Annotated in this window: 21 protein-coding genes; 12 read left to right on the top strand and 9 right to left on the bottom strand. The window is 45.0% G+C overall.

Features of this window, described 5'->3' with window-relative positions:
• The first annotated feature begins 63 nt into the window (after positions 1–63).
• Entirely contained in the window at positions 64–1,503 is a 1,440-nt protein-coding gene (locus BTW00_RS05135) for a hypothetical protein (protein WP_075106518.1), read from the top strand.
• A gap of 137 nt (positions 1,504–1,640) precedes the next feature.
• Here BTW00_RS05135 and BTW00_RS05130 read toward each other — a convergent pair whose 3' ends face one another.
• Positions 1,641–3,311 (bottom strand): mechanosensitive ion channel, encoded by a 1,671-nt coding sequence (locus tag BTW00_RS05130; RefSeq protein WP_075106517.1) that lies wholly within the window; start codon positions 3,309–3,311, stop codon positions 1,641–1,643.
• 462 nt (positions 3,312–3,773) lie between these two features.
• Between BTW00_RS05130 and BTW00_RS05125 the strand changes: the two genes are divergently transcribed.
• Positions 3,774–4,505: an FKBP-type peptidyl-prolyl cis-trans isomerase gene (locus tag BTW00_RS05125; RefSeq protein WP_058025059.1), complete on the top strand. Its 732-nt coding sequence runs from the start codon at positions 3,774–3,776 to the stop codon at positions 4,503–4,505.
• Between the two features lie 94 nt (positions 4,506–4,599).
• On the opposite strand, the gene argA is transcribed toward BTW00_RS05125, so the two are convergent.
• The gene (gene argA, locus BTW00_RS05120; protein ID WP_075106516.1) at positions 4,600–5,922 is read right to left on the bottom strand and encodes an amino-acid N-acetyltransferase; all 1,323 of its coding nucleotides are present in this window, start codon (positions 5,920–5,922) and stop codon (positions 4,600–4,602) included.
• A 341-nt stretch (positions 5,923–6,263) separates the two neighbouring features.
• Between argA and BTW00_RS05115 the strand changes: the two genes are divergently transcribed.
• Positions 6,264–6,851, top strand: coding sequence for a hypothetical protein (locus BTW00_RS05115; RefSeq protein WP_058025061.1), 588 nt, complete (start codon positions 6,264–6,266; stop codon positions 6,849–6,851).
• Positions 6,852–6,992: 141 nt separating this feature from the next.
• Here the strand turns inward: BTW00_RS05115 and BTW00_RS05110 are convergent, their stop codons facing one another.
• Positions 6,993–7,979, bottom strand: a complete 987-nt coding sequence (locus BTW00_RS05110) for a patatin-like phospholipase family protein (RefSeq protein ID WP_075106515.1) — start codon at positions 7,977–7,979, stop codon at positions 6,993–6,995.
• Positions 7,980–8,280: 301 nt separating this feature from the next.
• On the opposite strand from BTW00_RS05110, the gene recG reads away from it, so the two are divergent.
• Complete coding sequence (recG, locus tag BTW00_RS05105; protein ID WP_075106514.1) at positions 8,281–10,638, top strand: ATP-dependent DNA helicase RecG; 2,358 nt, start codon at positions 8,281–8,283, stop codon at positions 10,636–10,638.
• 165 nt (positions 10,639–10,803) lie between these two features.
• On the opposite strand, the gene BTW00_RS14165 is transcribed toward recG, so the two are convergent.
• Positions 10,804–10,932 carry a hypothetical protein gene (locus BTW00_RS14165; RefSeq protein WP_256714007.1) on the bottom strand — a complete coding sequence of 43 codons (129 nt, stop codon included), beginning with the start codon at positions 10,930–10,932 and terminating at the stop codon, positions 10,804–10,806.
• 467 nt (positions 10,933–11,399) lie between these two features.
• On the opposite strand from BTW00_RS14165, the gene BTW00_RS05100 reads away from it, so the two are divergent.
• From BTW00_RS05100 to BTW00_RS05070, 7 genes are all read left to right on the top strand, one after another.
• Positions 11,400–12,740, top strand: a complete 1,341-nt coding sequence (locus tag BTW00_RS05100; RefSeq protein ID WP_083603574.1) for an efflux RND transporter periplasmic adaptor subunit — start codon at positions 11,400–11,402, stop codon at positions 12,738–12,740.
• Positions 12,737–15,832: an efflux RND transporter permease subunit gene (locus BTW00_RS05095; RefSeq protein WP_075106513.1), complete on the top strand. Its 3,096-nt coding sequence runs from the start codon at positions 12,737–12,739 to the stop codon at positions 15,830–15,832. Before BTW00_RS05100 ends, BTW00_RS05095 begins: the two co-directional genes overlap by 4 nt.
• Positions 15,833–16,034: 202 nt before the next feature.
• On the top strand, positions 16,035–16,553 hold the full coding sequence (locus tag BTW00_RS05090; RefSeq protein WP_075106512.1) for a hypothetical protein: 519 nt from the start codon (positions 16,035–16,037) through the stop codon (positions 16,551–16,553).
• Between the two features lie 262 nt (positions 16,554–16,815).
• Entirely contained in the window at positions 16,816–17,808 is a 993-nt protein-coding gene (locus BTW00_RS05085; RefSeq protein WP_075106511.1) for a DUF1852 domain-containing protein, read from the top strand.
• Between the two features lie 72 nt (positions 17,809–17,880).
• Positions 17,881–18,909: a methionine synthase gene (locus BTW00_RS05080; RefSeq protein ID WP_075106510.1), complete on the top strand. Its 1,029-nt coding sequence runs from the start codon at positions 17,881–17,883 to the stop codon at positions 18,907–18,909.
• A gap of 103 nt (positions 18,910–19,012) precedes the next feature.
• Entirely contained in the window at positions 19,013–19,516 is a 504-nt protein-coding gene (locus BTW00_RS05075) for a flavin reductase (RefSeq protein WP_025646795.1), read from the top strand.
• A gap of 66 nt (positions 19,517–19,582) precedes the next feature.
• Complete coding sequence (locus BTW00_RS05070) at positions 19,583–20,401, top strand: sulfite exporter TauE/SafE family protein (protein ID WP_075106509.1); 819 nt, start codon at positions 19,583–19,585, stop codon at positions 20,399–20,401.
• 282 nt (positions 20,402–20,683) lie between these two features.
• Here BTW00_RS05070 and BTW00_RS05065 read toward each other — a convergent pair whose 3' ends face one another.
• The 3 genes from BTW00_RS05065 to BTW00_RS05055 form a co-directional block, all read right to left on the bottom strand.
• On the bottom strand, positions 20,684–21,208 hold the full coding sequence (locus tag BTW00_RS05065; RefSeq protein WP_075106508.1) for a PaaI family thioesterase: 525 nt from the start codon (positions 21,206–21,208) through the stop codon (positions 20,684–20,686).
• Between the two features lie 65 nt (positions 21,209–21,273).
• Entirely contained in the window at positions 21,274–21,591 is a 318-nt protein-coding gene (locus BTW00_RS05060; RefSeq protein WP_256714006.1) for a hypothetical protein, read from the bottom strand.
• A gap of 61 nt (positions 21,592–21,652) precedes the next feature.
• Positions 21,653–22,531 (bottom strand): alpha/beta fold hydrolase, encoded by an 879-nt coding sequence (locus BTW00_RS05055; RefSeq protein WP_075106506.1) that lies wholly within the window; start codon positions 22,529–22,531, stop codon positions 21,653–21,655.
• A gap of 86 nt (positions 22,532–22,617) precedes the next feature.
• On the opposite strand from BTW00_RS05055, the gene BTW00_RS05050 reads away from it, so the two are divergent.
• Positions 22,618–22,983, top strand: coding sequence for a MerR family transcriptional regulator (locus BTW00_RS05050; RefSeq protein WP_075106505.1), 366 nt, complete (start codon positions 22,618–22,620; stop codon positions 22,981–22,983).
• A 1-nt stretch (position 22,984) separates the two neighbouring features.
• Here the strand turns inward: BTW00_RS05050 and BTW00_RS14160 are convergent, their stop codons facing one another.
• Both BTW00_RS14160 and glmS read right to left on the bottom strand, forming a co-directional pair.
• A complete protein-coding gene (locus BTW00_RS14160) occupies positions 22,985–23,296 on the bottom strand; it encodes a hypothetical protein (protein WP_256714005.1) in 312 nt (103 codons plus the stop codon).
• Between the two features lie 111 nt (positions 23,297–23,407).
• The gene (glmS, locus tag BTW00_RS05040; protein ID WP_075106504.1) at positions 23,408–25,252 is read right to left on the bottom strand and encodes a glutamine--fructose-6-phosphate transaminase (isomerizing); all 1,845 of its coding nucleotides are present in this window, start codon (positions 25,250–25,252) and stop codon (positions 23,408–23,410) included.
• Positions 25,253–25,368: the final 116 nt, after the last annotated feature.

The raw sequence follows: 25,368 nt of genomic DNA, 5'->3' as shown, positions 1-25,368 counted from the left end.
ACCATTTTAATCAGCCAAAATGTCATTCATCACATATCATAAGATTATAAAGGGCTAGAATCTGTGTCTCATTCGTCTACTATAATATCCGATGGGGGCTACCTTGCTAGTGAGCTGGCCTGTTACTTACAGACAGCAGCGGTAGACATCGCTCTGGCTGGTATGCAGACTATTGAACAGCAATATGATGCTCGCTATAGCGCACGCTCGTATCATTACCAGCTCTCGTCGGGCAAGCTGCAACTGCTGGCACTGACATTATACTTGCCAATGAGTACAAGCTCAGCTGATATTGAGCGAGCACGTATGACTGCTATAAAAGCTGCGCTGGCATGGCATAAATCATCATTGTCTCAAAATGAACATGTTGCAGAGACTCATGATATTTTGGTTTTCGATATTCAGCTGACTGATAATGTAGTAGATGGTCATAAGAAAAATACTGATAGTCAGGACAGCAAGCAATTAAATCATTTGCAACATGCTTTTGGTGCTCGTTATTTTTTGGAGGACTTGGTTGTAGACATGAGTGAGGGCGGGCAGCAATTGCAAGTCTTCAGCTGGCATGACTGGCACTCAATACTGGTTGCGGTACAGACACCCTGTGAGTTATGGCGGTTTTTGAATTATCACTTAGAGCAACTACAATATTCGGCTATCAGTCATGTGCCAAGTTTTGTATCAGAAGAAGTGCTAGTCGCTGAATTTTTGCAAAGCGCCTCTTTATTCACACCTGCGATCACAGTAGACAATGCACTTATCAAGTACGACATTCAGGACAAACCTAATCCAGCGTTGGTGGCCATGGCGCTTGCATATAAGAATCAGAGCACGACTGCGCAGATGTATCAACAGCATATGCAGCAGGCAGCCACGCTATGGTCACAGCTCAGTACACAAATGATAGCAGCATATGCTGATAAGCAGACATCTAGTAATGACCAAGAATCATCACCTGAGCCGTTGGGGTTTCGTTGGCAGCAGCAACTATTAGATGAGTCTTTATTTTCGCGTCATGAGCTGATCCGTACGCTATATAGACATCCTAAGCAAAGTAAGACGCTGCAACAAGATGGTTATATCGTACATCAGCATTCCTACGAAACCTTGGGGCGGCATTATGTACTGATATTCTATGGACAAGACGCTCAAGCAAAGAATAGCAAAAATGTTATTCAACCGAATCTAGCAAAAATTGCACAGGATGTTGCGACTCGATTGCCAATAGCAGAGCTGCATCATATCGTTGTACTCGGTATCGACTTTATTACTGAGGCAAATGAAACGTTCATCGATATTAATGTGTGGATTCAGTCAGTTGACGCGATGACGCAAAGAGAGCGACAGCTAACCAAGCAAATACAACAATTAAAGAGCAAAAAGTCGCATCAAAATACGCAAAAGGCAGAGAAGCAAACTGCTCAAAACTCTGAGAGTCATCCTCAATCTGACAAGTTGCTTCAAGTACGTCTAAGCCTTTCTATACCGGCGCGAAAGAAATAATGAGCACGTAACATATTTTGAAGATCGAGCTGAGTATTCTGCTAGAAGCTGCTGTAAGTCTAACTTATACTGACACTCAAAAAAAAAGACAGCCTAGGCTGTCTTTTTCTTATCTAAGAGTAGGTAATTATTGATACTTATTTATTGATGTCATCGTTAAGATCATTACCAGGAAGGATTTGATCACTGTTATAGATATCATTGGTATCAGTATCTACGCGAGGAGTGTCAATCACATCAGTGCGCAAATCAGTCGTTGACGTGCTAGCAGCTGAAGGTGTGTTGTCACGAACTGAATCAGCAACTTTTTCTTGCGTTGATGAGCTTGGCTGCAGCGTAGATTTTGCTTTTGCTTCGTCGCGCTCACGATCCATTTTATCTTGCATTTTACGTAGGAAACGTGCGGCTGCTTCTTGACCACCAAGACCAAATGATAGGGCAAAGGCGACGGCGACGGCACCTAGCGTTAGGCCAAATGCTAGATTCACGATTGAATCTGCAATACCCATTGCTTTTAGACCCATAGCAAGTACAAGGCCCATAATCAATACACGGACAATGTTTGCTAAGAATTGTGAACCCTGTTCAGAGCGCTCAACAACACCTGCAATAATATTGGCAAGCCAAAATCCGATGAACAGGATAATCGCACCTAAGATGATGTTAGCGCCAAATGCGATAAACATCGTAATAATAGCTGAGATAGGCTCGAAACCTAGTAAATCAGCAGCTGCGATAGCAGCAAATAGCATAGCAAAGAAGATAATCGCATAAGCAACTAAGTCAGAGATTCTCTTGTCACCCATAGTCTCTTGCAAGCCAACTTTGGCAGGCATTTGATTGATTTGAGTGTTTTCAAGCAATCCTTTGACGATATTTGCAACCATACGTACAACATAAAAAGTCACAAACAAGATAGCCACTGCCATGAAGATGTTAGGCAATGCTTCCATGATTTTATTCAACATATTGGTCGCAGGGCGAGCAATAACGTCGATTTTTAATGCGTTCAAAGCAGCAATAATCGTTGGGATAATAACCACTAAAAATGCTAGCGAACCGGCAATATTAGGTAGGCTGTTTTGTTCACTTAAGCCAGCTTTCGTCGCTAACTCTTGAACATTAAAAGTAGAAACAAGGTTGGTCACAATGCCGCGTACGACTTTGGCAATGATATAACCAACAACAAAGACCACACCAGCGATTAGGATGTTAGGGATAAAGCTGAAGATTTTGTCGACCATATTAGTCAATGGTGCAAACAAACCATCAAGCTCTAGCTGACCGAGTACCATGGTCAAAACAACCAATAGGATGAACCAGTAAACCATATCAGCGATGGTGCTGCTCATCGGTTTTACGCCTGCTTGTGTGCTTAGACGCTCGTCCATTGTCGTTTTAGAAAGCGCCGCATTGATTGCAGTGCGTGCGACAGTGGCGATAACCCAACCAATTACACCAAGCGCGATCGCACCGATGAGGTTAGGGATAAATGCCAATACTTGATTAACCATATTTGCAAATGGTGCCGAAATTGAGTTTAAGTTTAGTTGGCTAAGCGCCCCTGAAATAGCAATGATAAAGATAAACCAAAAAACAATCTTGGAGATAATTCCCTCAAGATCGTAAGTTTTACCGGTTGAAGAGTTCATGCGTTGATTAAGATTGACTTTAGAGAGCACACCGCGGACAAGTGCTGCGATACCAAGTGCGACCAGCCAACCAATGATAAATATCAAGATAGCGCCAATGATAGAACCGATAGGCCCACCAAGATAACCGTTAAAAGATGTGTACATTGGATTCATCTTATCCTCCTTGAAACATCCTATAGGTAACACTCAAAAGTATTGTTATTACAATCACTGTTGAATGAGACAAATATACAGATGGTTTATTATAAATAGTGTCTTTAAATTGAGTTATGCGAAGATATTATAATTTCCGAATAAAAGTAATTATCAAAAGTATCAGGCTGGTTTTTAATTATCGCTTTGCTACTGACAATCATATATCAATGATAAATACCAACATTCGATTACTTATCTCCTTAACCAATTTAGCTTAGCCTATGTATTGATGGATTTAAAGATAGAAAGCTTTACCTGCCACTATATTTGTGTGATAACTTGTTATTATAATAGGAAATATTAACACAGACTGTACATTCGCCCGATAATTTCATGTAAAGCGTGGTTCCCAAAACTAAGATTTGTTATTATAGAGCAATGTGACATCTCGCCACTATTCTTACAATCAGAGAGTAATCTATGAAAAAAATCACTACTTTAAGCATTAGCGCCCTTGCTAGTGCTATGTTGTTAATGACAGGCTGTAGCACCAATAACGGCAGTCAAGAAACAGCTGCTCAAAGCGTTTCTATCACTGAACAAAGCTCAGCAAGTGAAAAAGTGGGCTATAGCTTAGGATTCATGATGGCAGAAGGCAATAAAGAAGCTGTCAAAGATTTGAACCTTGATACTTTTGAAAAAGGTTTCCGTGATGGTTACGAAGGCAATGATTCAGCATTGACCCAAGAGCAAATGCAAGAAGTATTGATGACGTATCAAAAAGAGCAAGAAGAGCAGTTCGCAAAAGACATGCAAACCAAAGCAACAGAAAATAAAACTGCTGGCACAGCATTCTTAGCAGAAAATGCGAAAAAAGAAGGCGTGAAGCAAACGGATTCTGGCCTGCAATATAAAGTATTGAAAGAAGGTACAGGTAAATCGCCAAAAGCAACTGACGTGGTGGAAGTGAACTACGAAGGTAAATTGATCGATGGTACTGTATTTGACAGCTCATATGAGCGTGGTGAGCCAATTGAGTTCCCACTAAACCAAGTAATCGCTGGCTGGACGGAAGGTCTACAGTTGATGAAAGAGGGCGGCAAGTACGAGTTCTATATCCCATCAGACATTGCCTATGGCGAAGCGGGTAACGCTGGTATCGAGCCAAATAGCACGCTTATCTTTACGGTTGAGCTATTAAAAGTAAAGTAATGCGCGGCTGAAGCATTCATCTATAAAAAAAGCCTTCATAATGATTATGAAGGCTTTTTTATGCGCAGAGGTTTTATATCAGTTTGTCTATAAATTATAGGTTTTTTTGAAAGACTTTAGAGTTGCGACCATTGTGGTACTTCTCCAGACGTGCTGCTGGTAAGGCACTTGCCTCAACTTCCGCAAAGCCTTGCTCAACGAACCAATGGGCGGTACGCGTCGTCAATACAAACAGTTTATGTAGACCATGACTGCGTGCTTGCTGCTCTAAGAATGCCAGCAAGTCAGTGCCGCGGCTACCATTGCGATATTCAGGACGTACGGCAACACAAGCGACTTCTGCGGACTCTGCGTCTAGCGTATGCAAGGCTGCACAACCCAAAATCATACCATCACGTTCGATGACGCTATAGTTGTCGATTTCTTGCTCTAAGCGTTCACGTGAGCGGCTGACTAAGATACCTTGCTCTTCTAGAGGGGATAACAGCTCGATAAGGCCAACGACGTCATCGATATTGGCACGGCGAATTTCTTCATAAGGATCATGGCTAATTAGCGTACCAGAACCGTCACGAGTGAATAATTCTTCTAATAGTGCACCGTTTTTGGCATAGGAGATGATATGCGTGCGATGGACACCTTGACGGCAAGCCAAGCTTGCGCAGTTCAAGAAATAATTGATTTCACAGTTCAAATCACGGTCACGTAAGAAGCGATCCACTTCGTTAGGAATCATCTCATGTAGCAAACGATCACCATCATTGATACCCGCCTCTTCGCCCAAAAATATCAGCTTATCAGCACCCAGCTCTACTGCGGCGCTAAGTGCAACGTCTTCAGCGAGCAAATTAAATACTTCACCCGTCGCAGAATAGCCCATAGAGCCCAAAATCACGATATGGTCATGCAGTAGATTGTTTTTGATGGCTTCAACGTCAATAGAGCGCACTTCACCCGTCATTTGATAATCAATGCCTTCACGAATGCCATAAGGGCGCGCCGTGACAAAATTACCTGAGATGGCGTCAATACGTGAGCCGTACATCGGTGAATTGGCCAGTCCCATCGACAGCTGTGCTTCGATCTGTAAGCGAATTGCGCCAACCGCTTGTAGGATAGCGGGCATTGCGGCACGCGGCGTGATACGAATGTCTTGATGCAGCGGAGATTCAATATTATCGTCTTTTAGGTTTTTTTCGATCTGCGGTCGCGCCCCGTGTACTAGTACCAGCTTGATACCCAAGCTATGGAGCAAGGCAAAGTCATGAATCAGCGTGCTGAAGTTAGGATGATTGACCGCTTCACCGCCAAACATAATCACGAAAGTCTTACCGCGATGCGTATTAATGTATGGGGCAGAGTTACGGAACCAATGGACGTATTCAGGGTTAATCTGTGGCATGGAACTAGTAGTCATAATGGGAGCAGTAGTCGTTAGAATAAGAAAAAGGGCGTAGCAAAAAAATGCCTAACGCTAAAGATTTACCATAGCAAAAAACGCGGTTATGAGCTATCTTTTATTTCAGCTGTGTTGAGGTCTTTTTATTGCTCATCGGTGATATACACAACCTCAACACGGGGTTAATGTACCCACAAATGCTTTTTGCTATGCTAAGCGCTATTGCTTTACTGTCAATGAACGAAGATAATCAATAAAAATAATGAATCTGATTCTTTTAATTATTGACTATGTGTTAAGAAAACTCAGTTTTTGCCATTTGTGCTTTACCGATATATCAATCAGGGATAATGAGAATTATGAAAAAAAGTAACCAATTTGCTAGCCCATTTAGTGCTTGGAGCGGTCATCGCTTATTTCACGTTGTTGCCGGTACGCTCATCGGTGCGATGGTAGTCACGCAGGCATCTGCCATGCTGCCGACACCAGAGCAAGCAGTTGATAGCTCAATGGCAGTTCAAGCCAATACAAATGCGAGCAGCAACTCAAGTGCCCAAGCGGTTAATAGTAAAATCACAGCATCGTTGGTCAGTGTTGATGCCAATGGTCAAGAAGTACTCGTCCCTGTCGATACAAATACTCGTTTGCAATCAGGTAACGTATTGGAGTATCAAGGCTACTTTACCAACACCAATGCCGATCGCGTCCGTAAGATGACGGTCACCATGAGTATTCCGGATCAAGTAGAATTGCTTGGTACAGTGGCACCTGAGTTCCCATATGGGAGTGTCGATGGCAACAACTTCGCCCGTATGCCACTACGTACCAAGGTAGACAATCAACTACAAGATGTCGCACTAAAATATTATAAAGCGGTTCGTTGGGATCTTGAAGGTGTTGGTTTGAACGACACCGTTGCAGTGAAATATCGCGCGCGCGTTAAATAACGCTAAGACTTTCATAGTAAAAAATTCGCCAGATATTGATGTTTATTATTGATAAAGCACCACCGTTTATAACGGTGGTGCTTTTTTATGCATTGGATCTAATGTCGCTTGAAGCTTTTGATGAGTACGCAATAAAGTTAATCAAAGCGTCGCATATTTGCTAGAAGATTTCTCTCGAATCAGCTGTTTGATGGCGTTAATTTTTGGCGTCGTGGCTTGTGCACCTGCTTCTATCAGCGTACGACGCTGCCTTGTATCTATTGAGCTATTACGACCGACATTAGGCGTAATGACAATGTCCGCGCGATCTCGTTCGTGGCGTATTGATGGGGAGCGATTGGTAGGGGATACGATATTGGTTTCAAGAAAGCTCCAAAAGTCGCCTAATGAGCTGATGGTTAGTGCTCTATTATCAGTAGGCCCATTGACTTGAGCGGCAGTCACATCAACAGCAATAACAATATCAGCGCCCAAGTCGCGTGCGCTGTCAACGGGTACGAGGCTGACCACGCCACCGTCAATATATTTTTTGCCGACTTTTTCTGGAATACGCGGGGCAATAAAAATATTGGGCACGCTACAGGATGCTTGGACAGCAAGCCCTGCATTACCTGTGGTAAAGACGGCTTTTTTTAGGGTGTTTTTTTCTGCTGCAACGGCGGCAAAGGCAATTGGAAAGTCTTCTATGACTTGTCCGCGAACTTTTTCATTCACAAAGTTTTTGAGTTTGATGCCTTCGACAAAGCCTTGATTGGACAACGTAAAGTCCGTCAACTGGCTATCGGTGGTGGTCAGTGCCAACTGCTCAAGCTGTAACGGCGTGTATCCACTGGCATACAGGCTACCGATTAAACTGCCGACACTCGTGCCGACGATCAGGGTAGGTTTGATGCCATTCTCTTCCAATGCCTTTATCACACCCACGTGGGCAAACCCTTTGGCACCGCCGCCACCCAAGACCAATGCGACGCTAGGTAACTCCGAGATAGGCTCTGGCGTTTTAGGTGTTTGAGCAGTGGGTGTTAGGGTACTGCAAGCACTGACGCATAACCCAACTATGGCAAGCATGCTAAGACGTAATATACTTAAACCTTGATGAGACGGTCGATATAGAGCAGAGTCTGACATAAAAAACACCTTATAAAATGACCGTAGTTTATAAAAACCATGATGCAGAAAAACCATGTTGTAGAAAATAAGACAGCTACTATTTATATAATAGATGTAAACAAGTTGTCTTAAAGGGTTTTGCAGTCATGACGGAATAGCTTAGCATAAGTCATTGACTGTTCAGCTATAATGAGATGAATCGATGTTTATATTTTACTGTTTTTACGGGTCATTTTATGACAATCTTTCTTAGGTGAGTTATATTTAAAACAGCCGATGACATAGATAAAAATAATAAATAACCTTGTTAGGATCTTTGATGCCAGTATCGATGAATGTTTCTTCAGCCAATTCAGCAGACCATATAAGGCCTGACTTGCCACTCTCGGCGTTAGATATGCCAGTGACAGCGTTGTCAGGTGTTGGGACAAAGGTAGCTGAGCAATTGGCACAATTGAATATCAAGCGGATATTTGATTTGCTACTGCATTTGCCGCGTGATTATGAAGATCGCAGTCGACTGGTATCAATCGCAGAAGTGGCGCACGGACAGTCGGCTATGATTACTGGACGTGTGGTCCATGTCGATACTAAACGTAGCGGCATGACCGTAACTGTGGATGATGATACGGGCACCATAGCTTTGCGGTTTTTTAAAGTCTATCGCGGCCTTGCGCAGACCATGAATTTGGGGACGCGATTACAGCTGTTTGGTGAAGTCAAAGTCAGTCGTTACGGCAAACAAATACACCATCCTGAATATCAAGTTATCACAGATAATATAGCTACGACTGATACGGGTCTACAGCCCATTTATCCTAGTGTGAAAGGCTTGCACCAAAATAAACTACGCACTTTGATTAAGCTGGCCCTGCAGACGGTTCGTAGTCAAGGTCTACCAATGACGCTGTTTACGGCGGAAGATTTTGCCGTTGTGGCGGATCTACCCTTAGTGCCTTTTGAGCCAGCCAAGCCAGTCGTGTTAGACGTTCCATTTCCAGACGATATTTTTTCAACGTTAGCCCGTAGTGTCCCTGATCATGTGATTAGTAATAGTGTGGATAAGCCTACTACGTCCATTTATGACGTCAATAATGATGTTCATAGCGCAGCTGCTCGCATCGCTATCGCTCATAGCAATGTTTATAACTTAACGATATTTGAAGCGTTAGTATTGCTGCATACACCACCCACCTACACCAGCGCAAGTCAGCAATATAAACTGTTGACCCAACTGACTGCGCGTACTCACGCTGCCTGTCAGCGCTTGATTATCGAAGAGTTGACCGCCCATCAGCTTAGCTTGTTGTACCGTCGTCAGCAGCTGCATCAGCACAAAGCACCCAAATGTACGACCCACAGTCCGCTAGCTGATAAGCTGTTTGGTGCATTGCCGTTTGATCTAACAGGTGCACAAAAACGAGTAATGAAAGACATCACGACTGATATGGCAACCTCTATCCCAATGCTACGACTGGTACAAGGTGATGTGGGCGCTGGCAAGACGTTGGTTGCAGCAGGAGCGGCGGGCTATGCGCTGGACAGTGGTTGGCAGGTGGCAGTCATGGCACCGACTGAGATTTTGGCAGAGCAGCATCTTGTGAACTTTAAACACTGGTTTGAGCCGCTGGGTATTGGTGTCGGCTGGCTCGCTGGTAAGCAAACTGCCAAACAGCGCCGCGAAGCATTGGAAGCGGTTGCGGAAAACACGGTACAAATTGTCGTTGGTACGCACGCCTTGTTTCAAGAGCAAGTACAGTTTGCCAAGCTAGGGCTCGTGATCATTGATGAGCAGCATCGATTTGGTGTTGAGCAGCGTATGGCATTGACCAATAAAGGCGTTGCCAATAGCACACCGCATCAGCTGATTATGACCGCTACCCCCATTCCACGAACGCTTGCCATGAGCGTTTACGGTGATATGGATACCTCTATCATTGATGAGCTGCCGCCGGGACGTACCCCCATTACCACGGTGACCATCGATCGTAATCGCCGCGATGAGGTGATCGAACGCATTGCCGTGAATTGCGAAGCGGGCAGGCAGGCATATTGGGTGTGCTCCTTAGTAGAAGCATCTAGCGTGCTCGATGCACAAGCAGCTGAAGCCACGTATGAAGATTTAAATGAGCGCTTAGACATTCGCATTGGCTTAGTACACGGCAAAATGAAATCTGCGGATAAACAAGCCATCATGCAGGCGTTCAAGGCGGGTGATTTGGATTTGTTAATTGCCACAACCGTGATTGAGGTAGGGGTTGATGTGCCCAATGCGTCGCTCATGGTTATCGAAAATGCGGAGCGTCTAGGGCTTTCACAATTGCATCAGCTTCGCGGGCGCGTTGGGCGCGGCTCAACCAAGAGCTTTTGTGTATTGTTATACCAAAAACCATTATCAGAAACAGGCACAGAGCGTTTGAACGTGCTACGTGATAGCACTGATGGTTTTGTTATCGCTCAAAAAGACTTAGAGCTGCGCGGACCGGGTGAACTGCTCGGTAAACGTCAGACAGGCAATGTTGGCTATTATTTAGCCGATCTTATCCGTGATGAGCAGTTATTTGCGATTGCGCAGCGTTTGGCCAAGCACTTGATTGCAGACCCTACCAGAAAAGCGGATGTCAGCCAACTGATTCACCGCTGGATGCCTGAGGCGAGTCGTTATACCAATGCCTAGTTCATACATCAGTGAGGTAATCAGTTATGTGGTTAGTGCTGGCTTTCGTCATGACACTGAATGACATAAGATCATCCTGATACTGAGAGTAAAAAAGAGCAAAAAAAGAGGACAGCCATTGCCATCCTCTTCTATTTATTACAGCCAATTGCTACACCGTTTAAGCTATTTCATTTTTTTTGCTTTTTTCAATGCTTTCTTAAGCGCTTTGAGGTCTTTATTTTTTTGCTTAATCTTTGCTTTGGTGTCTTTAATTTCTTGTTTGAGCTTTTTCACCTCTGATTTATTAGCCATGATGGTTTCCTTTATTAATAGATTTAGAACCATAATGACAAATCCCCTCATAAATACAAGCCGAAACTGTAGGGCGTCTGTATCGCTGGGTTTTATGACTGATGATTTTGAGAGGCGTTATCTTATGTCATGCCATTCATCATCTCAGTATGTTTGGTCATGAGTATTGACGATCTAAATGTGAAATAGCACGCTGTGAAGCGTTTAAGCCTAGAATTGATAGCGTCATATACCTACTTCATCTGCTTTTATTTAACACTTGCACAATCCTTTTTAGTGATAATATCTTAATAGTATCTTATGCTGGGTCGGCGGCTGACTATGCGGATACTTAACAGGATTGACCCCATTGAGCGTTAGTCTACAATATTAAAAGCGACTATCAACAAGATCTGCCTGCCCCACTTTGTTTCCTTTATACCTTTTACGGCGCTAGCGAGTACTGTGCTTATTTATAGAGACCGACTATGAGTGACTTTAAAGACCCTGATAATAAGCAAGAACCGACTAGCGGACAGCAAACCAATATTGAGACACCTCAACACGCTGAGCTACCACCGTATCGTCAATCTGATGCCTTATCTAAAAACTCTCCTGCAAAAATGCCACTATGGTTGTTGCCAGCATTGGTTGCGGTGCTGGTGATTGGAGTTGTGCTAGGTAAGTATTGGGGCGGTAGTGCAGACGAGTTGCGAGAGGAGCCAGTAGCCTCTAGTGGTGTGGCAGGTGGCAATGAAGCTGATAGCACTGCGAGTACGGAGCAGTCTGTTTTGTCAGTAGAAACCGTCAGCCCAAGCCAGGATGATATCGGTCGCACACTTAGCGCTGATGGCACCATCAACGCCAAAGATATCGCTAATGTCAGTGCAAAAGTCAGTGGTGTGGCCATCGAGCGTGTATTGGTCGAAGAGGGCGACCGCGTGAGAGCGGGGCAAGTGCTCGCAATGTTTGATACTGATGCGATGGAGCAGCAAGTGCTGCAAGCTGAGGCAGATGTGGCAGAGGCAGAAGCCACACTTGCCAACGCCAGCGCCGATGCGGCCCGCGTATTGCCACTCATCGATATTGACGCCATTAGTAAACAAGAAGCCGATCGCTACCGTACTTCTGAGGTACGTGCCCGCGCAGCGTTGCAAGCATCCAAAGCCCGTTTAAGCAATCAGCGTTTGACCCTTGATAATGCCACAGTGGTTGCCCCTGTTAGCGGTATTATTAGTGAAAAAATGATCGAGGTTGGGCAGGTTGCAGGTGGTGATCCATTATTTACGATTATCAAAGACGGTATATTGGAATGGCGAGCAGAGTTAGATCCGAAGCTGATTGGCGATATCAATATTGGTACACCTGTACGAGTCGCTCTACCCGGTGATGATAGTGTGATGGGACAGGTGAACCGTATCGCTCCGACGGCAGATAATAATCGCCAAATCACGATTTATGCGAGCCTCGCGACTAATTCAAAAATTCGCGCTGGCATGTATCAGACAGGCGAGTTCCTACTCGGTAGTGCCAGCACTCAGACGATTCCTAATAGCGCTATCGTCAGTAACGATGGTTATGACTATGTGATGCTAGTGACTAATCTGACCACGACAGATGGTAAATCAATGGGACGTATCAAACAACAACGAGTGACCTTAGGCGAGCGACTTGGTGAAAACGTCGCCGTGCTAGAGCCATTGCCAAGTGACAGCCATATTGTGCAGCAAGGCGGTAGTTTCTTAAACGATGGCGATTTGGTGCGTATCGTTAATGGTGTGGGCCAAGCCAGTACCGCCGTCAATACAGCAGCGCAGGCACAATCATGAGCCTAAACGTCTCCGCTTACTCGATCAAAAATCCGCTCGTGGCGATATTGCTATTTGTGCTCCTGACATTAGGGGGTATTTATGGCTTTATGAAAATGAAGGTGCAGCAGTTTCCGGATATCGACCTGCCCGCTGTAGTGGTGACAGTCACGTTGCCGGGTGCTGCGCCCTCGCAGCTCGAAAACGATATTGCCAAGAAAATTGAAAACAAACTGACCAGTATCGAAGGTGTGAGTCATATCCGCACCACGTTGCAGACTGGTGCTGCGACAATGGCGACCGAGTTTGTATTAGAAAAAGACATTCAAGAAGCCGTCGACGATGTACGCTCGGCGGTGGGTGAAGTACGTGGCGATCTACCCGCTGCTGCTAATGATCCTATTATTACCAAGGTATCTACCGCAGGGTTCCCAGTAGTCACGTACTCTGTGGCTTCTGACAATATGAGCGTAGAGGATCTGTCATGGTTTGTGGATGATACGGTCACCAAGCGGCTCTCTGACATACCGGGTGTTAGTACCGTCAGCCGTGTTGGCGGGCTTCAGCGTGAGATTACCGTTGCCGCTGATCCGATTGCGCTAAGTGGTTTGAAATTACCCATCTCTCAGCTGTCGCAGCAAATTGCGGGTATCCAGCAAGACAGCTCTGGCGGTGAGGCAGAAGTTGGAAATACGACGCAGACGATCCGTGTCCTTGGCGCCGTTGAGCGAGCGAATGAGCTTAACGATGTACAAGTCGCAGTTCCCACTGGCGGCACACAAGCCCTTGGGCGGATGGCACAAATCACTGATGGCTCCGCTGACCCAAGCTCTATTGCTAAGCTTGACGGTAAAACAGTAGTGGCATTTAATATCACTCGCTCGCGCGGTGCCAGTGAGGTCGATGTCATGGCGCTGGTTGATGATGAGCTTGCCAAGCTGACTGCTGATACTGGCAATATTAGTATCGAAAAAGTCTATGATCGTGCGACGCCCATTGCTGAGGATTATGAAGCCTCTCTACGGATGTTGATCGAAGGTGGCATTTTAGCGGTCGTCGTCGTATTTTTATTCCTGCGTAATATTCGAGCGACGATTGTTGCCGCTGTCGCCTTGCCTTTATCGGTGATTCCTACCTTTTTAGGCATGTATCTCTTTGGCTTTAGCCTCAATATTATCTCGCTACTGGCCTTATCACTCGTCATTGGCGTACTGGTCGATGATGCGATCGTTGAGGTCGAAAACATCATACGACATTTGCGTATGGGCAAAACCCCTTATGAGGCGGCGATGGAAGCGGCTGATGAGATTGGTCTGGCAGTGGTAGCCACGACCTTTACTTTGATTGCGGTGTTTTTGCCGACAGCCTTTATGGGCGGTATCGTTGGTCAGTTTTTCCGACAGTTTGGTTGGACGGCAGCATTATCCATTTTCGCCTCGCTCATGGTGGCGCGTTTGATTACACCCATGATGGCGGCATATGTGCTTCGACCTGAAAAAAACCACGTCGAAAAACAAAGCGCGATGATGGGATACTATCTTAAAATTGTTTCGTGGACATTGCGTCACCGCTGGCTGACCATGGGGGCAACGCTGGTATTGTTTGTTGCCTCATTAGGGCTGGTCAAGCTGCTGCCAACCGCTTTTATCCCTGATAACGATATCGATCAGACACGCGTGGCGATTGAGCTGACGCCTGATGTGGCATTAGAAGATACAGAGCGAGTGGCTGCGCTTGCCCGTGAGCGGATCCTAGCCATGCCTGAGGTGACGAATATCTTTACCTCGGTGGGAGAGGCACAAGCGTCAATGGGTGCGTCAGATGGTGGCGGCGGTAAAGCTGAAAATATTGCGGGTTTGGATATCGTACTGGCCCCACGTGCAGAACGAGGCACCAAGCAAGAGATCGAACGCAAAATTAGCCAGTTAATGACCGAAGTGCCGGGGGCGCGATTTACGGTTGGGCTATCGAGTGGCGGGGAGAGTGGTTATAACTTTTCATTAACCAGTACAAACCCCCAATTGCTCGAGCAGACTGCACAAAAAATCATGACTGAGATACGAGGTTTGCCAAGTGCAGGCGCGGTGACCAGCGATCGCAGTTTGCCGCGTCAAGAGCTCACGGTGACGCCAGATAGACTAGCGATGGCTGACAAAGGGGTGACGACGCAAGACATTGCGACCACGTTGCGTGTGGCGACTGTTGGCGATTATGAGCAGCGTTTATCTAAGCTCAATCTTGATACGCGTCAGATTCCTATCGTGGTGCGTCTACCCGATGTTGCCAAGCAAAACGTCAGTCAGTTAGAAGGCTTATATGTGCCGAGTACCATGCCTGCAGGGCAAGGGGTACGAGTGGGCGAAGTCGCAGCGCTCGATTTTGGGACAGGGCCTGCGCAGATCAGCAGGCTGGATCGGGAGCGTGCGATTAGCATCACAGTGCAACCAGCGGATGGCGAGCTAGGTGATCTAGTACAAGCGGTCAAATCCGTGCCAACGATGCAGCAATTACCGCCTTCGATTACCATCATTGATCAAGGTCAAGCCGAAAATATGGCGGAGCTGTTTAGTGGGTTTATCATTGCGATGTCGGTGGGTGTGGTCTGTATCTTAGGCGTTCTTATTTTATTATTTGGCCGTTTATTGCAGCCATTTACCATTTTGATGGCACTGCCGTTATCGATAGGCGGCGCGTTTGTGGGTTTGGTCATTACCAATAGTAGTCTGTCGATGCCGTCGATGATTGGTTTTATTATGCTCATGGGTATCGCAACCAAAAACTCAATCCTACTCGTCGATTACGCGTTGATTGCTCAGCGCCGCGGGCTCGCGCGTTTTGAGGCCATTATGGATGCCTGTCGCAAGCGTGCGCGGCCTATCATCATGACCACCATTGCGATGGGTGCAGGCATGTTACCCCTGGTCTTTGGTTGGGGTGATGCCGATCCTACGTTTAGACGACCGATGGCGGCCGCCGTATTGGGCGGGCTGGTGACCTCAACGCTACTCAGTCTGGTGGTCATTCCAGTTGTTTATACGTTGATGGACGATGTGTCAGGATGGTTTGCCAAATGGCTGGTGCCACATGGGAAGAAGAGAAGCCCACATATTTAACATACTGCAATACACAGTCATCATGATGATAATGCACCCCATACGTGACTACCACGTATGGGGTTTTTTGATACATCTCACAACCAAACTGCTATAGAACGTGTATGCCTTTTTACTTATCGTTTAATTGTCTGATATATCAATGCGTTATAGTAATGACATTATCAAACAATATCTTATGATTTGTCGTTAGGAGGCACTCATGACGCTAACCGCCATCATTTTCAGTATGGTCGCCGCCTTATCACTAACCAGTTGTGCAACGCGGCAGGCATCCAGTACCGACTGGACCCCATATCTCAAATCCATGCAAAAAGGCTGTGATTATCCTAACCCGACAACCAGCAGCTTACCCATACCTTATCAGCAATCGATTATCGATACCGATACACGTATCAAACCTTACAATTCGTCTGATGAGGAGCAACTGGAGCATTTGGACGAAACCATCACCACTTACACGCTAAATAACGCGACCGCCTTTGGTAAACAGCTCTCAAAAATTGAATATCTCAGCGGTTTTGAATGGTCGCATTTAAAGCTGTATTTTGCCAATGATCCACAGTCGCTACGCAGTGAATTCACGCTGCCTGTTGATAAACATGATATTAATACCGTAACCAAAAACGACAGTAGTGGCTATCAAGTGACGGGCGAGGGCTACAAGCATTTAACCTTTGATAAAAAAGACAACAGCATTACCTGTGGGTTTGGGGTGTAGCGAAGAGCAAGGTTTTTAGTGACCGATATATTTGAGCGTTTTCATACGTAAAGACTTAAGCCTCAAGATAGCAGTGCTGTTATCTTGGGGTTTCTTATATATAGAGATGTACTTTATTCAAAAAACAAGCAGGTTATTTTCTTAACATGAATAAAATTCATCTTATACTAAGTTTATATCGTTTTTATTCATGTTAAAGATTTGGTTTAATATACCCATACAGACATTTAGTATTATCTCAATTTGTAGGGTAGGAATCACCATGACTAAGCCTTTTGCATGTTCAATCAAGCACATTCGTTTTGATGAAAACTATCAGCCTGCCAGCAGCACGCGCATGACGACCAACTTTGCCAATCTGGCGCGCGGCGAGCAGCGTGAAGACAATCTGCGTAAAGCGTTGACCATGATTAACAACCGCTTTAACGCGCTGGCACATTGGGACAACCCCAATGCCGATCGTTATTCGGTCGAAGTGGACATCGTGTCTGCCAACATGGATATCGAAGGCAATGGCGATGAGTTCCCTGTGATTGAGATGCTGCAAACCACCATTGTGGACCATAAAGAAAACAAGCGCATCAATGGCATGGTCGGCAACAGCTTTTCTTCTTATGTGCGTGATTATGATTTTAGCGTGGTACTGCTAGAGCACTTTAACAAAAATCCAAATGCCAAAGCGCCTGACGACTTTGGCGACTTACACGGCAAATTGTTTCAATATTTATTGAACTCAGAGGCCTACAAAGCCAACTTTAACAAACAGCCTGTGATTTGCTTGAGTGTCTCAACCAGCAAGACCTATTACCGAACCACCAATGTGCACCCTGTGCTGGGCGTTGAGTATCAGCAAAACGAGTACTCCTTAACCGACGACTATTTTCACAAAATGGGCTTAACCGTGCGCTATTTTAAGCCTGAGGGCAGCGCTGCACCATTAGCGTTTTATTTTGCGGGTGATTTGACCAGCGACTACACCGATCTTGAGCTGATCAGCGCAATCAGCACCATGGAGACGTTCCAAAAGATTTATCGTCCTGAGATTTATAATGCCAATTCAAGCGCAGGTCAGGTCTATCAGCCAAGCCTAAAATACCAAGACTACTCGCTGACGCAGATTGTTTATGACCGTGAAGAGCGTAGCCAAATGGCGGTCAAACAAGGCAAATTTACCGAAACGCATTTTATCAAGCCTTACCAAGATATTCTTGAAGCATGGGCGGCCAATTACGCTGTAAACGAGAACGTCGCTTAAAAAATCCAAATATAAAAGCGCACGCTATAACACCTAAAATAGAGACATCTGAAATAGAGAAGATAATACGACATGACTTTATTATTACCAACATCGACCGCTGGCAGCTTGCCAAAACCCTCTTGGTTGGCAGAACCTGAAAAAATTTGGTCGCCGTGGCAACTTGACGGTGAAGAATTGCTTCAGGCAAAACAGGATGCGCTGCTAGTATCGCTACAAGAGCAAGTGCAAGCAGGCGTCGATATCGTCAGTGACGGTGAGCAGACCCGTCAGCACTTTGTCACTACCTTTATTGAGCACTTAGACGGCGTGGATTTTAACCAGCGCGAAACTGTGCGTATCCGCAATCGATATGATGCCAGCGTACCGTCAGTGGTGGGTGCCGTGAGCCGCCAAAAACCTGTGTTTGTAGAAGATGCCAAGTTTTTACGTAAGCATACTGACAAGCCGATCAAATGGGCATTGCCTGGGCCGATGACCATGATTGACACCTTGTATGACGATCATTATAAAAGTCGCGAAAAGCTGGCGTGGGAGTTTGCGACGATTCTTAATCAGGAAGCCAAAGAATTGGAAGCAGCAGGCGTGGATATCATTCAGTTCGATGAACCTGCCTTTAATGTGTTCTTCGATGATGTCAACGACTGGGGTATTGCCACGCTTGAGCGCGCGATTGAGGGCTTAAAGTGCGAAACGGCGGTACATATTTGCTACGGCTACGGCATCAAAGCCAATAACGATTGGAAAAAGACGCTGGGTTCAGAGTGGCGTCAATACGAAAAAGCCTTTCCTAAACTGCAGCAGTCAAAGATCGATATCGTCTCATTAGAATGTCAAAATTCGCATGTGCCCATGGATTTGATAGAGCTCATTCGCGGTAAAAAGGTCATGGTTGGTGCAATCGATGTCGCCACTAATGATATTGAAACTCCTGAGGAGGTAGCCGATACGCTACGCAAGGCCTTACAATTTGTCGATGCGGACAAGCTGTATCCCTCGACCAACTGCGGTATGGCGCCGTTGTCTCGTGAGGTGGCACGCGGCAAGCTACATGCGCTGAGCGCTGGTGCGGCAATCGTGCGGCAAGAGCTGAGCGTTTAGCAAAACTTAACAAGTTTTGGCTTGTTTAAGCTTATGAGTGGCCTCAGTTAACAAGGTACTTATAGATTTAACGTTTCTCAGGATTGTAGTAATGATAAAAGATATGATTGAAGCCACTGATTTTAGAGATGCCATGGCGCTATTGCCAACGGCGGTCAATGTGATCACCACCAATGGTCCGTCAGGCACTCATGGGTTTACTGCCTCGGCGGTATGTAGCGTCACTGATACACCGCCGACACTGCTGGTATGTATGAATCAAGCCGCGCGCTCACATGGACATTTTGTGGATAATAAAGTCTTGAGCGTCAATGTGCTTGGTGCCCAGCATGAACATTTATCCAATGCTTTTGCTTCTAAACTAAGCTCAGATGAGCGCTTCGAGCAAGGAGTTTGGACTGAACTTGTGACAGGCGCGCCTATCCTGAAAGATGCGCTAGTGAGCTTTGATTGTGAGATTGAGCACATTCAAGAAGTGGGTACGCATAGTGTGCTGATGTGCCGAGTGGTCGCTATCAAACCTCCAGAATCCCCAAGCGGGCAAGATGAGAGTTTAGTGTATTTTAACCGTGCTTATCATTACGTCGGTCAAGTTGAGCTTGTATAAGTCATAACTGGCATTAATATAGAGCACTTGCTCAGAAAATAAATTTATATAAGAAGACACTATCCCGTGGAACTACTCATTTTTTTAATCATAGGTGCACTAGCAGGGTTTGCGGCCGGGCTTTTCGGCGTGGGCGGTGGCACCATTATCGTACCGCTGTTATTTATCGTCTTTACCCAAATGGGCTACGATGCCGATACCATTATGCATCTGGCCTTGGGGACGTCGCTTGCGACCATTATCGTCACTTCGATCAGCTCGCTGATGGCGCATAATAAAAACGGCGGCGTCATGTGGCCGGTCTTTAAAAATCTAGCACCTGGTTTGGCGCTCGGGTGTTTTTTGGGAGCAGGGATAGCAGGGCAAATATCAGGGTTATATCTGCAGCTGATTGTCGGGGTGTTTTTACTGTGGGTGGCTTATAGAATGTTTACCGCTGGTAAAAGACGTACACATATGAGTGATGCGAGTCATGCGCCTGTGGTATTACCGTCTAAACCCAAGCAACTTGCGGCAGGTGGTGTTATTGGTGTGGCTTCGGCCATTTTTGGTATTGGCGGTGGCAGCTTAACGGTGCCGTATCTCACCCGTTATAATGTGGTCATGCAAAAGGCGGTAGGCACGTCGGCGGCGTGTGGTTTGCCTATTGCCATTGCTGGTGCGCTCGGCTTTATGTTCTTTGGTATGCAGCAGCAAGTTGATGTACCCAATACCATTGGCTTTGTGCATATTTATGCCTTTTTGGGCATTGCGAGTATGAGCTTTTTTACCGCTAAAGTTGGGGCAAAAGTCGCTCATATGCTCTCACCGCCACTGTTAAAGAAGTGCTTTTCGGTATTGTTATTCGTAGTGGGACTTTATTTTCTTTATAAAGGGTTATTTTGAAGATTTGGATTGGTGTGTTTGAAATATAAAGACTAAGAACGATATGATATTGCTTAATATTGAAAATCACGCCTAGTTTAGTAATCTGTTATAAAATGCTACTTTTCTTGCTTGCTGTGACTGCGTCTCCAGAGGCTGCGAAAAATAGCGTTTAATCTTGCTATACCATTTTTATAATGGTTTCACTATAACATCCATTATATTCTTAGCGGTTTTCTTTGGTTTAGAAGCTATTAGACTTGAGACTGTCAGGTAAGCTTCATTAACTATCGAAAATTCTATCTAAACATCAAGAATGATGCAGGTTGTGGTGGCATGAGCATACAACTTGCCATCAGGCCCTATAATTTTTCCTTCAGCAGTTGCTGTTCTTCGACCAGCATGAATGACTTTACCTTCAGCCCGTACTAAAGGTGTTGCCACTGTCAAAGCTCGCACCATATTTACTTTTATCTCTAACGTTGTATAGGTTTTTCCTGCTGGTAAAAGGGTATGTACAGCGCAGCCAACAGCAGAATCTAAAAGCGTACAAAACCAGCCACCATGGACTGTGCCCAATGGGTTGTAATGATGACGCTTTGGACGCCCTTGAAAAACGGCAATACCTTTTTCCATATGAATAGGAGTGTAGTCGAGCGTTAGACCAATAGGAGGATGAGGCAGATCTCCTGCAAACATAGCATTAAAAATGTCCATACCGCTGCGAGTGGTTAAGTCTGATAATGGAATGACGTCAGCGTCACCTAGCTTTTCTCTAATGAGTGCTTCTTCTGTTTCCCATGTTGCTATAGTTTCTTCAACATTCATTTTCAATTCCTTAAAACGATAGATAAGAGGTTAGCTCATTCTTATAAAAACCAAAGTTTTATCAATTAGTGTTCTTGATGTTTGCTTTTATTTTTAAAATACATCGTTACATAGCCGATTAACCAAAAGGCACAAATTGCTTGAAACCAGATAAGACTGTGCATGGTAACAGTCATGATATTATCAGTCTCTATGTTGTAGTGCAGTAACGACAACAACCCCATTAAGGCGTACAAATAAAGCCACCAACGTCCTTTGGTCATCTGGCTTTTGACAGCCACGATCAAGCCGTAGATACCGATTGGTGTCATGACGAACCAGAAGGCATCTACAAGCTGAGGGGATAACCAATCAGGCTCAGGATAGTGGTCAAAATGGACCACATTATGAACATAGTGCAAAATGCTCGAGAACACATTAAGTAATACAATGAAAATCAGGGTTTTATAGTGATTGTAACGGTTTATCATGATGTACCTTGTTGATCGTCTCTAAAATATCTTGCCAAATATGAGTGTTTTTACTTCTAAAGTAGCCAAAATGTCCAACTGATTGGTCTGAGCCCCTGCCAATGCTATAGCGTTTAAAAGTGATAGGTAGATCGCTGGTCACATTTTTCCAAAAATTATGCAGGTTGCGTTCAGTGCAGATTTCATCATCATCGGCAGTGAAGACGAAAGTTGGCACATTAAAATTCTTGTAAGTCCCAAGGGGAATGGTTTTCCCATAGAATTTATCTGAGAAAAACAGCTCTTTTTCTCGGCACCAAGCCCCCCATTCCTCTGTAAAACCAGCTGGCAAATCTTCCATGAGTTTGAAGCTTTTAGCCGGCACATAATTAAAGACTTTATTACTAAGCGGGGCTAAAAAACGGAAAAAGAAATTGGCTTTAAGGCGATAGCGAAGCGGCATATAGCTAAAATATCCTGCCGATACAGCCACTGCAATTAGAGCATCTAATTGATCGGCGTTATGAGCCAGACCTACCTGTTGACCACCAGTACTATGACCCACACAATACAAGGGTAAATCCTTAAATAGGCGCTTAGCTGTATCGATGGCAGCTGGAATGTCATAGCGCCCAATATCAGAATACTGATAATGACACTCCTTTAGATGACTTATTTTAGAATCGCAAAACCCTCTATAGTTCCATAGAATGACATGAAAACCATGCTCTCTTAAGTATTTAGCAAACGGCAAATAATAAGAAGTTTTAGTAGCGGTTCCTGGATTTATTAGAACAACGGCCTTAGGGTTATTCGCTTTATAGAGGGTTGCACGCAGCTCGACGTTGTCGTCCGTCAGAATATTTATATCCATAAAAGAACCTACTTGTTGTTAATTAACGCCTACTATAAACTATGGACATTACTCCACAGTCAAGCGTTAATTGAGGGTGCTCGATAATGAATATAAAAGAATTAACTGAAACAGTCGGACTAAGCAGAGATACGATCCGTTTTTACGAAAGGGAAGGATTAATTTCGTCACCATCTAGAAAATCTAATGGTTATAGAGATTACGATAACAGGATTGTGGAACAGCTCAATATGATTATTATGGCGAAGGAGTTAGGTTTCACCTTAAAAGAGATTAGAGAGCTAACAGAGCTATTGTATTCAAACAACCTGACGCAATCACAAATGGGTGAAAAGCTTCTAGAAAAAAACAAGCAAATTGAAGTTAAGATTCTAGAGTTATCTAAAATGAAAGCGTTAATAGATGATGCATTAAAAGGTATGTGTGAATATAAGGACAAGCTAGCTCTTTAATCTAAGTTATGAAAGGTCCCGATACAGTACCTCCAGGTCTCAAATCATCTAAACCAATATCATGGGATAAAATTGACCCACTGCTATTTACTGCCTCAATCTTGTACTTTGCTTGAGGGAACTCAGACTTCATGAACTCAGCTATCTCTTCCTTGGTTGCTGACATAGGGCTGTAGTGGTGTGTTCGTTTAGTCTTGTGACCAAAGACACGGTGAGATCTTCCAAGTGAGAATATATCAGCTATTTTGACAAATGGCTGATAATCTTTCGAAGACTCAGTTGTTGTGGGTCCTTTTCTATTTTTGTTATTCACAAAAAAATCCTTTGCCACCTCGTTGATACAAGATAGCAAAGGATGAATCCTCACACAATAGTGTGACGGGTAATTTATTAATAGAAATTATAATAAAATCAATGACTTATATTACTCAACCGTCACTGATTTGGCAAGATTGCGTGGCTGATCGACATCAGTACCGCGCATCACTGCTACGTGATAGGACAGTAGCTGCACGGGTACGCTGTAGACGATAGGGGCAAGCGTCTCGCAAACTGCTTTAACATATACTACATGTAGGCGGTCTTCAGCATTGATGTGACTATCTTCACTAGCAAAGACGAACAGCTCGCCGTGACGGGCGTGTACTTCTTGCATGTTGGCTTTGAGCTTATCGAGCATACTGTCTTTGGGTGCCAGCACTACGATTGGCATGTCTTTGTCAACAAGCGCTAGCGGACCGTGTTTGAGCTCACCTGCGGCGTAGCCTTCAGCGTGGATATAAGAGATTTCTTTGAGCTTTAACGCGCCTTCCAGAGCGATAGGGAACTGTAGACCGCGCCCTAAAAATAAGCAGCTTTTCTTATCTTCAAAGTGCTCCGCCATCGCTTTGATCGGAGCATCAAGGTGCAAGCTGGCATAGAGTTGACCGGGCAGCTTTTGTAGCTCGCCAAGTAAGGTGCTTAGGTTTGCGCTGTCGATACGCTGCTGTACTGCGCCTGTTTTTAAAACCAATAGCATGAGTGCGACCAGCTGGGTGGTAAAAGCTTTGGTCGATGCTACACCAATCTCGGGACCTGCAAGGGTCGGCAAGAATATGTCTGTCTCGCGAACCAAGGATGAGGTAGGCACGTTACATAGTGCTAGACTAACCAGTCCTGCTGGATTTTGTTTTTTGATCTCACGCAGGGCTGATAAGGTATCGGCTGTTTCACCAGACTGAGAGATACAAATCACCAGCGAGTTGTCGAGTACTACAGGATTGCGATAGCGGAATTCACTAGCAACCTCAACAGAGCAGGATAGGCGCATCAAGCTCTCAAACCAATATTTAGCAACCATCCCCGCATGATAACTGGTGCCGCAAGCGATGATTTGTACATGCTGTACGCCTGATAACTGCGCTTCATTGCGTGCTAAAAAGTCATCACGCAGGGCTGATGCTTGGCGGTTATCAATCGCCATCTCAAGCGTACGCGCGACTGCATCTGGCTGCTCATAGATTTCTTTGAGCATATAGTGCTTGAACTCGCCTTTGTCAGCATTATGCTGCTTGGCATCGATTTCATGCACTTCGCGGCTGACTTCCTCGCCATCGACATAGACTTTAATACTGTCACGGGTCAATTTGGCAATATCGCCTTCTTCTAGGTACATAAAGCGGTTGGTGACTGGCAGTAGTGCCAGCTGATCTGAGGCGATAAAATTTTCACCAATACCAACACCAATCACCAAAGGCGAACCTAAACGTACCGCGACCAGCTCATCTGGTGTGTCCACGTGAATGATGCCTAAAGCAAATGCACCATGCAGCTTAGGAATCACTGCGCGTACCGCTTCTAGCAAATCATTGGTTTGCTCATAAATGTCATGAATCAGATGCGCCACCACTTCGGTGTCGGTCTGTGAGGTAAACTCGTAGCCTTTAGCGATGAGCTCTTTTTTGAGTTCAGCGTAGTTTTCGACGATACCATTGTGAACGACGGCAATCTTACCAGATATGTGCGGATGGGCATTGCGCTGTGCAGGTTCGCCATGCGTGGCCCAGCGAGTATGAGCGATACCAATATGCCCATCAAAAAAATCGGTACTGGCTTCAACCGCATCGACCAAGGCTTGAACCTTACCCACTTGACGCTCACGATGTAGCTCACCATCACGAATGACGGTTAAACCAGCCGAATCGTAGCCCCGATATTCTAGACGCTTAAGACCTTCAAGCAAGATATTCGCAATATTGCGTTCAGCAACTGCGCCAACGATTCCACACATGGCTTTTCCTTAAATTTGTTTTTTAATAATTCAATATATGATGGTACAAGACTAGTAAGTGTCGTTAGCTACCAATGCTCAGTTATTAGCTCAAAAGTATGATGAAGCAGTACTAC

Source organism: Psychrobacter sp. C 20.9, from assembly GCF_001921765.1.
Classification (GTDB): Bacteria; Pseudomonadota; Gammaproteobacteria; order Pseudomonadales; family Moraxellaceae; genus Psychrobacter; species Psychrobacter piscatorii_B.
The sequence above is the reverse complement of the archived record's forward strand: the minus strand, read 5'-3'. Positions and strand labels throughout refer to the sequence as shown.

Coding starts and splice junctions, on each gene's coding strand:
- BTW00_RS05130 (WP_075106517.1), bottom strand. CDS start 3,311: ATGAATCCAATGTACACATCTTTTAACGGTTATCTTGGTGGGCCTATC.
- BTW00_RS05100 (WP_083603574.1), top strand. CDS start 11,400: ATGAGTGACTTTAAAGACCCTGATAATAAGCAAGAACCGACTAGCGGA.
- BTW00_RS05125 (WP_058025059.1), top strand. CDS start 3,774: ATGAAAAAAATCACTACTTTAAGCATTAGCGCCCTTGCTAGTGCTATG.
- BTW00_RS05110 (WP_075106515.1), bottom strand. CDS start 7,979: ATGTCAGACTCTGCTCTATATCGACCGTCTCATCAAGGTTTAAGTATA.
- BTW00_RS05065 (WP_075106508.1), bottom strand. CDS start 21,208: ATGAATGTTGAAGAAACTATAGCAACATGGGAAACAGAAGAAGCACTC.
- BTW00_RS05075 (WP_025646795.1), top strand. CDS start 19,013: ATGATTGAAGCCACTGATTTTAGAGATGCCATGGCGCTATTGCCAACG.
- glmS (WP_075106504.1), bottom strand. CDS start 25,252: ATGTGTGGAATCGTTGGCGCAGTTGCTGAACGCAATATTGCGAATATC.
- BTW00_RS05090 (WP_075106512.1), top strand. CDS start 16,035: ATGACGCTAACCGCCATCATTTTCAGTATGGTCGCCGCCTTATCACTA.
- BTW00_RS05050 (WP_075106505.1), top strand. CDS start 22,618: ATGAATATAAAAGAATTAACTGAAACAGTCGGACTAAGCAGAGATACG.
- BTW00_RS05085 (WP_075106511.1), top strand. CDS start 16,816: ATGACTAAGCCTTTTGCATGTTCAATCAAGCACATTCGTTTTGATGAA.
- BTW00_RS05115 (WP_058025061.1), top strand. CDS start 6,264: ATGAAAAAAAGTAACCAATTTGCTAGCCCATTTAGTGCTTGGAGCGGT.
- BTW00_RS14165 (WP_256714007.1), bottom strand. CDS start 10,932: ATGGCTAATAAATCAGAGGTGAAAAAGCTCAAACAAGAAATTAAAGAC.
- BTW00_RS05095 (WP_075106513.1), top strand. CDS start 12,737: ATGAGCCTAAACGTCTCCGCTTACTCGATCAAAAATCCGCTCGTGGCG.
- BTW00_RS05055 (WP_075106506.1), bottom strand. CDS start 22,531: ATGGATATAAATATTCTGACGGACGACAACGTCGAGCTGCGTGCAACC.
- BTW00_RS05080 (WP_075106510.1), top strand. CDS start 17,881: ATGACTTTATTATTACCAACATCGACCGCTGGCAGCTTGCCAAAACCC.
- recG (WP_075106514.1), top strand. CDS start 8,281: ATGCCAGTATCGATGAATGTTTCTTCAGCCAATTCAGCAGACCATATA.
- argA (WP_075106516.1), bottom strand. CDS start 5,922: ATGACTACTAGTTCCATGCCACAGATTAACCCTGAATACGTCCATTGG.